11 protein-coding genes are annotated in these 13,124 nt (G+C 64.0%); 5 read left to right on the top strand and 6 right to left on the bottom strand.

Annotated features, from left to right (window positions below):
* The first annotated feature begins 148 nt into the window (after positions 1-148).
* The 5 genes from HMPREF0043_RS01405 (at position 149) to rsrA (ending at position 4,064) form a co-directional block, all read left to right on the top strand.
* Complete coding sequence (locus HMPREF0043_RS01405) at positions 149-448, top strand: hypothetical protein (protein ID WP_156897469.1); 300 nt, start codon at positions 149-151, stop codon at positions 446-448.
* A gap of 86 nt (positions 449-534) precedes the next feature.
* The gene (locus tag HMPREF0043_RS10505) at positions 535-2,106 is read left to right on the top strand and encodes an alpha/beta hydrolase (protein ID WP_021600993.1); all 1,572 of its coding nucleotides are present in this window, start codon (positions 535-537) and stop codon (positions 2,104-2,106) included.
* 110 nt (positions 2,107-2,216) lie between these two features.
* Positions 2,217-2,765: a hypothetical protein gene (locus tag HMPREF0043_RS10910; RefSeq protein WP_156897468.1), complete on the top strand. Its 549-nt coding sequence runs from the start codon at positions 2,217-2,219 to the stop codon at positions 2,763-2,765.
* 343 nt (positions 2,766-3,108) lie between these two features.
* Entirely contained in the window at positions 3,109-3,765 is a 657-nt protein-coding gene (locus tag HMPREF0043_RS01395; RefSeq protein ID WP_021600991.1) for a sigma-70 family RNA polymerase sigma factor, read from the top strand.
* Complete coding sequence (gene rsrA, locus HMPREF0043_RS01390; RefSeq protein ID WP_021600990.1) at positions 3,762-4,064, top strand: mycothiol system anti-sigma-R factor; 303 nt, start codon at positions 3,762-3,764, stop codon at positions 4,062-4,064. Before HMPREF0043_RS01395 ends, rsrA begins: the two co-directional genes overlap by 4 nt.
* Before the next feature lie 220 nt (positions 4,065-4,284).
* Here rsrA and HMPREF0043_RS01385 read toward each other — a convergent pair whose 3' ends face one another.
* From HMPREF0043_RS01385 to HMPREF0043_RS01360, 6 genes are all read right to left on the bottom strand, one after another.
* The gene (locus tag HMPREF0043_RS01385) at positions 4,285-4,956 is read right to left on the bottom strand and encodes a hypothetical protein (protein ID WP_040317567.1); all 672 of its coding nucleotides are present in this window, start codon (positions 4,954-4,956) and stop codon (positions 4,285-4,287) included.
* Positions 4,957-6,146: 1,190 nt separating this feature from the next.
* On the bottom strand, positions 6,147-7,637 hold the full coding sequence (locus HMPREF0043_RS01380; protein ID WP_021600988.1) for a flotillin family protein: 1,491 nt from the start codon (positions 7,635-7,637) through the stop codon (positions 6,147-6,149).
* Positions 7,634-8,158, bottom strand: coding sequence for a hypothetical protein (locus HMPREF0043_RS11350; protein WP_021600987.1), 525 nt, complete (start codon positions 8,156-8,158; stop codon positions 7,634-7,636). Before HMPREF0043_RS11350 ends, HMPREF0043_RS01380 begins: the two co-directional genes overlap by 4 nt.
* Positions 8,159-8,506: 348 nt before the next feature.
* Positions 8,507-10,264 carry an ABC transporter ATP-binding protein gene (locus HMPREF0043_RS01370; RefSeq protein WP_021600986.1) on the bottom strand — a complete coding sequence of 586 codons (1,758 nt, stop codon included), beginning with the start codon at positions 10,262-10,264 and terminating at the stop codon, positions 8,507-8,509.
* Entirely contained in the window at positions 10,261-12,285 is a 2,025-nt protein-coding gene (locus tag HMPREF0043_RS01365) for an ABC transporter ATP-binding protein (RefSeq protein WP_021600985.1), read from the bottom strand. Before HMPREF0043_RS01365 ends, HMPREF0043_RS01370 begins: the two co-directional genes overlap by 4 nt.
* Positions 12,282-12,962, bottom strand: coding sequence for a TetR/AcrR family transcriptional regulator (locus HMPREF0043_RS01360; protein WP_021600984.1), 681 nt, complete (start codon positions 12,960-12,962; stop codon positions 12,282-12,284). Before HMPREF0043_RS01360 ends, HMPREF0043_RS01365 begins: the two co-directional genes overlap by 4 nt.
* Positions 12,963-13,124: the final 162 nt, after the last annotated feature.

Here is a 13,124-nt window from a genome sequence, read left to right as displayed (position 1 = left end):
ATCCTTGAATATATCCAAATAACGGGAGAGTTCTTTCGCTGGCCACCCAAAGGCGTTATAGTTTAGATGTCTCACAAAGGGGGAGCGCCGACTTCGCTTCTCGTCGCAATACCGCAAAGGGAGAGGTGTGAAATTGTCTGAGCTATACGTGGAATCGGACAAGCTGGATGCTGCGGCCGCTAAATGCGACACAGCCAGTGGCGAAGCTGGAGCTGTGAAGATTTCCGATGGCATGAAGTGTTTCTCTACAGCCATGCCGGGAAGCACGTCCGCGAAGGAAGCGGCGGGTGCCGGAAAATTCGTCGATGATCGCGCGAAACAGTTGGCGAATGGCCTTGACGAGTACGGATCGGCCATTCGTTCGGCTAAGCAGGGTTATAATACCACCGATCATTCGGTCAGCTTGGACTTCAAGGCAGTGGACAAGACCCTGTCGGAGATCGCCTGATGGTTACCTGGTCGGATGTGGAAAGATGGCGAGGCCAGAATCTCGACCATACGTTGGATGTTCTGGCATGGTCCAGGAAACGGGCCGTGGCCTCGGCGGATGCCGTCGAAACGATGGATGTCTCCACCGGGTGGTCCGGAGCTGGTGCAAAAGCTGCTCAAAGCAGGCGCGAAAAGATCGAAGCGAAGCAGAAGCTCCTTTTGGCAAATATCGGTGCTTTGATAAGAGGCGCGTCCTCTGTGCAAAATCTGGTTGGCGACGTGGAAACTTTGGTCACTGAAGCCTATTCTATCGCCAACTTCCGGGGTTTCACCATCGCCACCGATGGCAGCGTGACCGATCCGAAATCCGATTCAGGTAATAAGGAGGCTTTGATTAAATGCAAAGAGGCTGTGTCTCAGGCCTTGAAAAAGGCTACTGAAGCCGATTTGAAGGCTAAAGCGCTCTTCTCCACTGTTGCCGGTGGAAAGGTCGATGTCGATGACGGGCCTCGCGACAAGATTCGCGGCCTGCCCGAGCTGCCGCCCAAGGGGGCGAGCACTGAGGAAATCGCCGCTTATTGGAAATCCCTGACGAAAGAGGAGCAAGACTTCCTCATCAGGTGGCATCCGGACGAGATCGGGAATCTCGACGGAATAGAAGGTTGGGCACGTGATAAAGCCAATCGCGCCTCTCTTCGTCTCAAGATGCAGAAATTGGAAAATGCTTACAGTATTAAAGAATTGAAAAACAATCAAAGATATCAGGAGATGGTATCGGTTCTGAAGGCTCTTGAAAAGAATGATGGAAAAACGCAACTTCTAGTATTCGATCCCGCAACCGGCGAGAATGGACATGAGCACACGCGAGCTGCCATTGCCGCGGGTAATATCGACACGGCCGACCATGTATCGACCTACGTTCCGGGCATGACAACTAATGTTCACGATAGTATGATAGATGTGACGCAAAGCATGGTAGATTTAAAAAATCGCGCTGAAAATATATCACATAGCAAGTCTGTCGCTATGGTAGGATGGATAGGATACGATGCTCCTGTCAATCCTGTAGAGCAGGCGAGTGCAATCAAACCCTCAGACTTATTAGGAACTCTCAAACCTGAGAATTTAGCCAAAGGTATACCCTATGCTCTATATAAATGGGGCGGGCAACATGTGGATTTTTCTGTTCTAGGGCCTGGAGAGGCGAAAATGGGCGGGAGAACCCTCGCCCGCTTCCAAGAAGGCATCCGTGATTCCCGTAACGTCGGAACTGAGGGTCTATCGAAAGTGCATCAGTCGGTTCTGGGCCATTCCTATGGCTCGACAACGGCCAGCTATGGCGTGGCACAAGTGCGCCCAGGCGTGGTCGATGAATTCGTCGTCTTCGGTTCCCCCGGAGTCAAGGACGGGTCCTGGCAGATGAACACACCGGTTCGTCACAATTACGTACTCCGTTTTGCGGATGATCCTATAAGTTCAGGTAACACATTTAAAAGATTCCTCGTGGGAAAAGATACTCGCGGATGGTTTGGCACTGACCCCTATTTGGATGGCGGTTTCAAGAAACTTGACCCCTACGGTCCAAACACGAAAGAAACCGGACACTCAGGATATTTAGCCGATAGGAGCGATTCACAGTTGCAATTAGCAAAAGTCATAACAGGGCAAGTAGAATGATAGGAAAACATTTGAAACGTAATATAGCACTTATAAACATAATATTAATATTAATTTCCGGATGTTTGGGAAATAATAGTTCTACTATGATAAAAACTAAGGAAAAATCCATGTATGACAATAATTTGAGTAAAAAAATAGCAACTCGATCATTTATTCATCGTACCGACATTATTACGGTTTATTGGCAATTACAAAATGCATTCACGAATATACGCAGTCGAATTGATGCTGAATTCGGTCAAAGAAAATGGGAAAATGCAGATCCTCCTGCGCAATATTTTTCCTATTGCAATGACGGTAATAAAGTAGGAAGAAATGATTCAAGAAAACAAGGAGCTTTTTATGGCTTGAATAAAGAAAATTTTCGTCGAATGAAACAAATAGTGAAAGAGGAGGTAGAACCGTATGGATTCACCGAAGTAGTCGATATCTCCGATAGTAATATTTTGTGGACTGATTTTTATAATACTAAAGATGGCGGTTATGTAGGTATAACTATGACACTTGATAAATTATATTTTGGTATGCTATATTCTACTGACTGTCGTCCCGTACCTAAAGGTTTAGATCCGGAGACGAGTCGTGTGGTTCCAGGTGATGGCCCTCCGTCCGGAACAGGATCGAGCACGGCGCCGAATGCCTCGCCTTCCTCGTAAACTGCGGCATCGCAGGTCGAATTGCGAGGCTGCGACCGAGGTTCGAGAATTCGGATGAGAAGCCCGAAGCCTTATCCGTGACTCGAGAAGCCGAAGATCCGCGAACCGACAGGCCGATGCCCGCGACTGAGAGGTCAGGGGCTCGCGGATTTAAGAGGCCAAGGGAATGACAAACCAAGGACATGCCGGCCCTGTGGTCGCCGATGCCCCAGGCGGGGGCAGCCACCCGCTCGTGAATAACAGCCGTGAAAAGAGGCACCCGGCCCGTGGAAAGCAGGGCGGGAATGAATCCGCGGCTGCGGCGTTCTCATCGACGCGGGGCCGAACCCCGCTAACCTAGATCATGATGAGCACAGATACGATTCCGCCGGCCTTCGACGAATCCGCTTCAGAGGATCCAGTCCACGAAGGCCCCGCGGCCCACGAGGACGCTGCCGCCCGTTCGGAGCGATTCGAACGGGATGCGCTGCCGTTCCTAGACCAGCTGTACGGTGCCGCCATGAGGCTGACCCGCAATCCTCAGGACGCTGAGGACCTGGTGCAGGAGACGTACGCTAAGGCGTTCGGCGCCTTCCACCAGTACCGGCCGGGCACGAATCTCAGGGCGTGGCTGTACAGGATCCTCAACAACACCTTCATATCGAACTACCGGAAGGCGCAACGCCAGCCCAAGCAGGCCGACGTCGCCGAGGTGGAGGATTGGCAGGAATACGAGGCGTCCACGCATTCCTCGCAGGGGCTCGTATCCGCGGAGGCCGAGGCGATCGAACGCCTGCCGGATTCGGAGATACGCGACGCCCTGACCAAGCTCCCGGAGGATCGACGGCTGGCCGTGTACCTGGCTGACGTCGAAGGCTTCTCCTATCAGGAGATAGCTGAGATCATGGACACTCCGATCGGTACGGTCATGTCGCGGCTCTATCGCGGGCGGCGCCAGCTGCGCGAGCTCCTGGCGGACTACGCGAAAGAGCTGGGTTACGGCACGAAGGAGAAGAAGTGAAAAGCGATGAAGAACTCGCCGGCGCCGTGGAGAAGGCGATGCGGGCCGGCGAAGCAGACTGCTCCTGCGAAGAGGTGGCGCGCCACCTCTTCGAGCTTCTGGACGCCCAGATGCCCGAGGAGATGGCGGCCAGACTCCGGCGCCACTGCGAAACATGCCCTCACTGCTCCGACCTCGCCAGCGCCGAAGCCCACATCCGGCACATCCTTCGCCGCTCTTGCTGCGGCGAGCCCGCTCCCGCGACTCTGCGCGTGAGGATCACCAGCCAGATCGCGGTCTACCGCCGGACCACAGCCTGACACCATGCGCGGGCCACACCGGTTCCGGCGCGGCTTGCCGTCGTCCTCGCCGAGCGGTTCCCGGACGTGTCCCGAGCGCGGGCGTCGGTCTCCCGGGCACGGGCGCCGGCCTCTCGGGCGTCGCATATTCCGCATATTCCGCGAGTTCCGGCTGCGGCCGTCCTTGCGACGGTGCGCCTCGTTCCTCAGACGCGGGCTGTGGTCGTCTTTCGGGCGGTGCCTATCGTCGCGATTCGTTCCGGCCGTGCTGGGAGGCGGCCTCCTCGCCTTCCTCACCGCCCGGTCCTTTAGAGTGCCTCCCTTCGCCAGCCTGATTCTCGGCGTCGTCGCGGCGGCGGGTGCGGGCTTCGCCGTCGGCCGCCTGGGAGCGGCTGGCGGGGCGGGAGGCGTAGGCCGCGTCGGCGGTGGTTGGAACGGAGCCTTCGCCCAGAGGGTAGGCGAAGCGGGACGGGACGCGGGGAGAAGACCCGGCGCGCGGTTCGGCGAGCGGAGAGAATTCGCAGACGTCCGCGGTTCCGCTGGGATCCCGCGCGCCCGGTTGGATGAAGGCTTGGCCGCCCTTCACGCCGAAGTGGCCCGGAACTCGGCGGTGCTGGGGCCCGATCGGATGATCGGATGGATGCACGTCCTCGACGATCTCACCGCGCTGGGATCGGTGTGGGACGAGCCGACGACTGACGAGCAGGTCCGCGTCGACGCCATTTCGTTGGTCGACGTCTATGCGCCTCGCCTGGTCCGCGCCCAGGTCGAATCCGTCCGGGGTCGCTCCGACTCGGTTCAGGCGCAGATCGACTCGACTCTTCAGGATGGGGCTGCTCAGGTTCAGGACGGGGCCGTGGGCTTCGATCCGCAGTTTGACGGTGGGTCTGGGACGGCCGCCGACGAGTCGCATTCTGACGGGACTCCGTCCGGCGGCGAGCTTGGATCTCCGTTTCGGTCAACTGAAAAGATTGGATCTTCTCTTTCTTCCGGTGAGGGGCTTGGATCCTTGCCTCCGTCCGCTAGCGAGCTCGGGAATGGGGGTGAGTTCAGCAGTGGCGAGCATGGAAGCGAATATGGAGACGGTTCCGCGAGCGAGAATGAATTCGCGAGCGGGGGTGACGGGCTTTCGCGGCAGTTTGATGTGCTCCGTCGGGCAGCTCAAGCGTTGAAGGCTCAGGGGGCGAAAGGCCGTCAACGCTTGGCATGGGCCGAGGGGGCCGCGTTGGAGGCCCGTTTCGCCCATCTCACCGAGCCTCCAGAAATGGACGATCTGCGTCAAGTGCATCGGGAACTAGGCGGGACGTCTGCCGGGGAGCGGATGCGGGACGGCCGGGGGCGAGGTTCGGCGGAGCAGGAGTGAGGTTCGGCCGAACCGAGGCCTGGCGACTGGGGGTGCCCAGCACTGGGGCGAGGCCCAGCGGAATCGGAGTGAGGCTCAGTGGAGCAGACATGAGGATCGATGGAACGTCGGGAATGAAGCCCAGCGGAACGTCGGGAGTGAAGCCAACGGGAATGCCAGGAGAAGTGAAAACTCGGCCGGGTTGGAGGCGACGGGGAGCGAGTCCGAGGCTACCGGTGAACTTCCAAGGCTCTGAGGCTTTGGAATTTGGGGTTTTGGGTGGTCGGTGAAAAGACTGTTCGGGTGACCGAGGTTTCACCAGGGGAGTGGCAGAAAATAAGTGGGTTTCACCGGGTGAGCGCTGGAGTGCGACGCTGACGGGCCCGAAAACGCACCAGAAAACGGAGGTTTCATCGGGGAGCGTGTAGGAATCGGGTGGGTTTCACCGGATGGGGCGGCGTATAGAGGTGCCGGAGGCGAGTGCCGACGCGCGGAAGGCAGGGGAAGCCGAAAGGTGAGAGATGCGGAGAAAGCGGGGGAGGCGAAAAGGTGAGAAAGGCGGAAAAGAGAGACGGAAAAAACGGAGGAAACGGCCGGGTAGTCGGCCTGTCGGGGGCGAATCAGACGTCTGATTCGCCCCCGACAGCTCCGGAGTCGGCCCGGGACCGCGAGGCTCCGGATTTCGTCTGCAGGCGCCTTAGGCTTTGGATCCGCCGAGGGTCTAGCTGTCCGCCGATCCGAGAGCCCCTGGAAGAGCTGCTCTAGGCCTTGGAGGAGCTGCCCGCTGATCCGCCCGGGACGCCGGGGGCGTTGGTTGCGTCGGTCGAAGCGTTGTGGAACAGGCCGGCCAGGTCCACTCCCGTCAAACCCTTGACCAACTCCGTGGTCTGGCCGATGCCCGACGCCACGGTCTTGACCAGAGGCGTCGCACCGTCGGTGGAGACCACGGACATCTGGTCGATGGAGGACAGCGGCGCCGCCATCTCCCGGACGATGCTGGGCAGCTGGTCGACGACCATCTGCAGGACGGCCGCCTCGCCGTAGGCGCGCATGGCCTCGGCCTTGGCGCTGGTGGCCTCCGCCTCGGCCTTGCCGACGTTCAGGGCCCGCTCCGCCTCGGCTCGGGCCATGGCGGCTGTCTTATCTGCTTCCGCCTGACCGGCCAGACGCACCGCCTCGGCTTCGGCTCCCGCTTCGGCGCGGCGGGCCTCGGCTCGGGCCTGGGCTTCGATCTTCGAAGCCGCGGCACGCGCTTCGGCTTCGATGGTGGCGGCTCGGGCGCGCGCCTCCGCCTGGGCGATCGCCTGGGATTTGGAGGCTTCGGCTTCGACCACCGTCTTGTACCTGGCGGCGTCGGCCGGGCGCTCGACCTCCGCGATGAGCTCGGTGGCGCGCAGTTCGGCGCGTTCCTTCGCCGCCTGGTTCTGGCTCGTGGCGATCTCCCGGTCCATCTGCGCCGCCTGGATCGGGCCGGCCGCCGAGGCCTGGGCGTCCGCCCTGTCCGTCTCGACCTTGATCGCCGCCTTCTGGAGGGCCAGGTCCTTGCTCTTGAGCACGACTTGGCGCTCCGCCTCGATGCGGGCCTCCTCGGACTTCTGATGCGCTGCGGCGTTGGCGATGTTGGCTTCGCGGCGCACCTCGGCCACCTTGGGGGCGCTCATGGACTCCAAATATCCGTTGGCGTCGGAGATGTCCTGGACTTGAAGCGTGTCAAGCGTCAGGCCCTGCTCGGTGAGCGACTCCTGAGCAGCCTGGAGCACCTTCGCCGACAGCGCCTCGCGGTCGGTGATGATCTCCTTGACGCTCATCGAGCCGATGACCGAGCGCAGAGAACCGGCCATCAGCTCCTGGACCGTGTCCGCCATCTGGTTCTGCTGGTTGAGGAAGCGCTGGGCGGCCGAGCGGATCGCCGTCTCGGTGCCGCCGATCTTGACCACGGCCACGGCCTTGACGTCGATGGGGATCGAGTTGATGTCGATGGCCTCGATCTGCATGACGATCTTGCGGCTGGCCAACGACAGACGGTAGAGCCGCTGGACGAACGGGATGACGAACACTCCGCCGCCGACGATCACGCGCTGATTGGTCAGATCCGCGATCTCACGCCCGGAGGCGTCGATCGAGGACTTGGTCTTGCGACCGGTGACGATCAGCGCCTCGTCGGGCGAAGCCACGTAGTAGCGTGAGGCGATGAGGTATCCCACGGCGACGATCGCGACGACCGCGATCACGATACCGATGGTCAAGTTCACGAGTTGGACTCCTTCGCATTCATGGGGGGAACGGGGACGACGACGGCTCTGCCGGGCGACATGAGCGAGACGACGCGCACGTTCTGCCCGGTTCGCAGGGGCTCCCCGTCTTGCGACCGCACGGCCAGCCGCAGGTAGGCGCCGTTGAAGAGCACGAGGACGCTGGGCCCCGCCTCGACGACGGTGTGCGTCCCGACGACTGAAGCGGCCAAGTCCGGCTGCGGAGACTCCGAGGAGCGCAGGGCTCGCACGAAGGCCACGGAGGCGGCGTATCCGACGGCGCCCGCCACCGCGGCCACCGGGATCGACCAGCGTTCGTCGGCCCCCACCGCCGTGGCGATGATCCCCCCTGCGCCGAAGAGGGTCAGAGCCGCCGCGAGGGCGGTGGTGGAGAACAGGCCTCCGGAGTCGATGTCCAAGAAGCCCTCCAAGATATCGTCCGCCAGGAAGGAGACGAGCATGAGCCCGAATCCAACGGCGGCGAGGACGATGTACAGGGTCATCTTCGGCGGTCCCCTCATGCCGTAGTTGTGCCCCGTGCGGTTTGGGGCCGCGCGGGTGCCGCGACGGGATGTGCGGTCCACACAAGCATGCCACGATCGAGTTCGCGGTGCCGGCCGCGTCCGGATTCGTTCATGGGGGAGCGCTGTCCGCCTTGGTTCGCAGAGTTCCAGGTGGGTCCGGCGCAGTGACGCCGCCGACCTGCCTTCGCCGCCGGCCGCGCCTCGCCGTCAGCTCGCGCTCGACGCGCGGCGGGCGGCGAAGGCCCCTCCGACGTGCGCGGCCCGCGCTCCCGGTGGCAGGCGACGGTTTCCGACGCCGTCGCGCGGTATCCGACGCGGCGGCCCCGTCAGCGGACTGTCGCCCGGTCAGCGGGCGATGTGCCAGCCGACCGCGCGCTCGCGGGCCTGGAGGAAGTGCTCGTACGTGCCGCCCGCTCTCGCGAGGTCCTCGTGGCGGCCCCTTTCGACGATGCGTCCGCCGTCCAGCACCAGAATCTGGTCGGCGGCGGTCACGGTGGCGAGGTTGTGGGCGATGACCACTTGCGTCTTCCCCTCGCACAGCTCCCGCAGCCCCTCCTGGAGCTCGCGTTCGTTCTCCGGGTCCACCGAGCTGGTCGCCTCGTCGAGGATGACGATGGGGGCGTCCTTGAGCAGCGCCCTGGCTATCGAGATGCGCTGGCGCTCGCCGCCCGACAGGCTCGCCCCTCCTTCGGCCAGGACGGTGTCGAAGCCATCGGGGAGGGCCTCGACGAAGTCCAGGCAGCGGGCGCGGCGCGCGGCCTCGCGCACCTCGTCGTCGCTGGCGTCGGGACGCCCGAAGCGGATGTTGTTCGCAACGGTGTCCGAAAAAAGGAAGACGTCCTGGAAGACGACGGCGAACAGGCTCAGCAGATCCTCGGGGTCCTGGTCCCGCACGTCCACCCCGCCGACGCTGATCGAGCCGGAGTCCACATCCCAGAAGCGCATCATGAGGTTGCACAGAGTCGTCTTGCCCGACCCCGACGGCCCCACGAGGGCGCAGACGGAGCCGGAGGGGATCGAGCAGTCCACGTGGTCGACAACCCGGCGGTCCTCGTAGGCGAAGGAGACGTCGGTGAAGACGATGTCCCGTCCCGCGGCCTCGGCCGGCTGCTTCCGCGAGCCGGGCTCCTCCCGGGAGGTGCGGGCCTCCATCACGGGCGCCGTGCGCACGGGCTCGATGAGGTCGAGGGAGGCGGCGACCAGCTCCAGCATCGTCACGTTGGAGTTCAGGCCCTCCAGGGTCTGGTAGACCACGAAGGCGGCGACCCCGAAGAGCAGGGCCCGCGGCAGGTCGATGTCGCCGTTTATGCGCAGCGTCGCTCCCAGGCCGAGCATCGCCACGGTGCCGATCTTGAAGACGAACTGGTACAGGGAGGAGAAGGGGATGATCTTCGCCTCCGCGGCCAGGCTGGTGCGGGAGACCTCCGCGGCCGCCCGATGCATGCGCTCGCGCGCCACGCCCGTCATGGAGAAGGCCCGGGAGACGGCGATGCCGCGGATGAATTCCAGCACCACGTCCACGAAGCCCGCCTGTACGCGCTGCCGTTCGCCCATCGTGGCGTCGGAGCGCCGGTCGACGATCATGAGCGCAGCGAGCGCGAGGACCAGGACGAGCAGCGACACGGCGCCGATCCGCCAGTCGAGCGCCAACAGGAACGCCGAGATGACGACGACGTCGATCACGCCCGTGACGACCTGCAGGAACTGCCAGACCAGCCACATCTCCGCGTCGACCATCGTGGTGGTCAGCACGCTGGCGATCTCCCCGAGCCGCGTGCGGTTGAAGTACCCCATGGGGGAGCGCCTCAGGCGCGCGCCGATCCGCATCCGCTCGTCGGCCATCGCGACGAAGCCCAGGGGGTTGATGCGCGTGGTGATGTACCAGCGGCAGGCGATCTGCCCGATGGCGCCCACGAGGAGCATGGCCGTGATCCCCCAGACGGTGGCGGCCGAGACGTCCTCGTAGCCGATGAGGAGCAGATAGAGCGCTCCGACGGGGAGGCTCATGAAGACCGCCTCGACGAAGGTGGCGAGGATCCCGCGGATCAGGAGAAAGCGGTGCCGGCCCATGACCCCCCAGATCCGGTGAAGCGTGGTGATCATCGTTCGATCTCCTTTCCGGTGGCGATGGCGCGGGCCGCGACGTGGGTGCGCCACAGGGAGGCGTAGAGCCCTCCTTCGTCGACGAGCTGTTCGTGCGTGCCGGATTCGACGAGCCGCCCGCGGTCGAGCACGTGGATGGCGTCGGCTCCCTTGACGGTCGACAGCCGGTGGGCGATGACGACGAGGGTGCGGCCTCCGGTCAGCCTCCCCAGGGCCTGCTGGATGCGGTCCTCGTTCTCCGGGTCGATGTAGGCCGTGGCCTCGTCGAGCACGACGACAGGCGCGTCCTTGAGCAGCGCCCGCGCCAGGGTGACCCGCTGGCGCTCCCCGCCCGACAGGTGCGAGCCCGAGCTTCCCACCGGGGTGTCGATCCCCTGGGGCAAGCGCGCCAGGAAGTCCTGGCATCCGGCCGCGACGAGCGCGTCGTGCAGCTCCTCGTCGGCGGCTTCGGGGCGGGCCACGCGGAGGTTGTCGGCGATGGAGGCGTCGTAGAGGAAGGTGTCCTGGGCGACGAGGCCGACCTCTGCCACCAGCTGGTCGAGGGGGATGTCGCGCAGGTCGACGCCGCCGAAGCTCACTCGCCCCGAGTCGGGGTCCCAGAAGCCGAGCATGAGCCTGGCCAGAGTCGTCTTGCCTGCGCCGGACGGGCCGACCAGGGCGACGAAGCGGTTCTCGGGGCATGCGAGGCTGACGTGGTCGAGCGCGTTGCCTTCGCCGGACGCGAGCGTGCCGGCGGGCGCCGGGGCCTCGCCGTCGGGGGAGTCCGGGGCTTCGGGCGTCTGGGGGCCCTCGGACGCCGGAGCGCTCCCCGTAGAGGATCCGGTCGAGGCGTGATAGGCGAAGTCGACGTCCTCCAGCAGGTATCCGCGGCCGGAGAGCTCGGTCCGGGCCGTGGGGCGTTCGAGCTCGGGGACGTCCAGCCAATCCATGACCTCGCGCAGCGCGGTGTCGACGCGGGCGGTGGAGTCGGCCAGGGTCAGCGCCGACAGGAGCGGCCTGGCCATGCCCAGGGAGAGGCACGCCGCTAGGAGGACGGTCGCGATGTCCACGCCGCCGCTGCGCAGCAGCAGCGCCGAGACGGGCAGGAGGACGAGCAGGCCGGCGGGCAGGAGGGCGAAGCCGGCGGCCATCCACCCCTGGGTCTGGCGCATCCACCTCAGCACGGAGTCGCGGTAGGCCCGCACGTCGTCCTCGTAGCGTCGGTAGGAGGACGAGGAGCGTCCGAAGGCCTTGATGACGGCGATTCCCCTGATGTACTCGACGGTCGTGGCGTTCATCCGCTTCTGGGCCGCGTCGAACCGGCCGTAGCGCTCGGCGTACTTGTAGAAGGCGCCGCACATGGCCAGCGCCCCCAGGACGATGGGCACGAGGCTCGCCAGGGCCAGGCGCCAGTCGACGACGACGAGGTAGACCAGGGCGGCGAACGGGCCGAAGAGGTTGCCGACCAGTTCGGGGACCATGTGGGCGATGGGGATCTCGCACTGCTGGATGTCCTCCATGAAGACCTTCTTCAGTTGCCCGGCCGGCGTGTCGACGACTCTGCCCAGGGGGACCCGGGTGAGCCTGTCCGCCAGGTCGCCGCGCAGCCGCTCCAGGATGCCGTAGGCAATGTGGTGGGATACCAGCGTGGAGGCGGTGAGCAGGACGGCCCGCAGCAGGTAGAAGCCCAGGGCCGCCAGGCACAGGACGAGGAGCCGCTCGGCGGTCAGGCTGCCGTCGATCAGGCCGGCCAGGACGCGGGCGCCCAGGCCGTAGGGGACGATCCCCGCGATCACGCCCAACGCCGCGAGGAGCGCCGAGAGCCTGAGCCCCCTCTTCTGCGCGGGGGAGCGGTCCAGCAGGCGTCCCAGCGCGGACTGCTGCCGTTGGCGCTTCGCGGACCGTCCCGACGATGCCGAGTCCCGCTTCGAGGAGGCGCGCTCGGAGGCTGCGGGCGTCGTAGGGGGATTCTGTTCGGCCGGCGCGCCGGCCCGTTCGGGGGTGGATCGCCGCCGGGATGTCGGGGATTGGGATTGCGTCATGATGCGGTCTCCTGTCGAGGTTCGGGAGAGGGGTTCTTCTTCGGCCACAGATCCAGGAGCGCGTTCCAGCCCGCCGTGTTGAAGCGGGCGAGGAGATCGGCCTGCTCCAGGGCCTCGTCGTGGTCGATGCGGCCGGAGGAGAGCCCTTCGAGCAGGTCGATGAAGGGCAGGGAGAACATGCGGAACGTGCTGGGCGCTATCCCGGGCGGCAGGCTGCCTTCCGCCAGCATGAGCGTGTAGGTGGACTCGAAGCGGTCCAGGAGCCTGTCCGTGAAGCCGGCGCGCGAGGACCCCTCGGCCTGGGCCATGAGGAGGTTCATCTCGGCGGAGTGCGCCGAGACGAACTCGAACAGTTCGACGGTCAGGCCGCGCTCCCTCTGCGTCGCCGTCTCGAAGCTGATGTCGTCCTTGGCGATGGAGACGTCCCGGCTTTCCAGATCCTCGTAGAACCGCCAGAAGGACTCCTCGATCGGGCCGGCGACCGCGTCGAACAGGCCGTCCTTCGAGGAGAAGTGGACGTAGATGCTGCCCACTGCGCAGTTCGCGGCCGAGGCGACCCTGCGCATGGACGCATTCCGGAAGCCGTAGGAGAAGAACTCTTCGCTGGCCGCGGTCAGCAGCGCTCGCCGGATGTCGGCGGGCGAGCCTTCGCCTTTGAATGAACGATGTTCAAGCACGTGAGTAAGGTACTCCTGACTGGGAGGCCGTGTAAAGGAGCGGAGGACGAAATCGGGCTTCGGTTGCGCCGGCGGAGGCTTGGGTCGCTCCGACGGGGCGGCTCGGAGGCGGCGGGAGGGCTCGCCGTTCGCGTCTGGAAGCCCATGGCCCGACGGCCGCCG

The sequence above is a fragment of the Actinobaculum sp. oral taxon 183 str. F0552 genome (assembly GCF_000466165.1).
Lineage (GTDB): Bacteria > Actinomycetota > Actinomycetes > Actinomycetales > Actinomycetaceae > Peptidiphaga.
The sequence above is the reverse complement of the archived record's forward strand: the minus strand, read 5'-3'. Positions and strand labels throughout refer to the sequence as shown.

Excerpts from the sequence above, each read along its gene's own strand:
- HMPREF0043_RS10910 (WP_156897468.1), top strand. The coding sequence starts at position 2,217 with ATGTATGACAATAATTTGAGTAAAAAAATAGCAACTCGATCATTTATT.
- HMPREF0043_RS01395 (WP_021600991.1), top strand. The coding sequence starts at position 3,109 with ATGATGAGCACAGATACGATTCCGCCGGCCTTCGACGAATCCGCTTCA.
- HMPREF0043_RS01385 (WP_040317567.1), bottom strand. The coding sequence starts at position 4,956 with ATGCGACTCGTCGGCGGCCGTCCCAGACCCACCGTCAAACTGCGGATC.
- HMPREF0043_RS11350 (WP_021600987.1), bottom strand. The coding sequence starts at position 8,158 with ATGAGGGGACCGCCGAAGATGACCCTGTACATCGTCCTCGCCGCCGTT.
- HMPREF0043_RS01370 (WP_021600986.1), bottom strand. The coding sequence starts at position 10,264 with ATGATCACCACGCTTCACCGGATCTGGGGGGTCATGGGCCGGCACCGC.
- HMPREF0043_RS01365 (WP_021600985.1), bottom strand. The coding sequence starts at position 12,285 with ATGACGCAATCCCAATCCCCGACATCCCGGCGGCGATCCACCCCCGAA.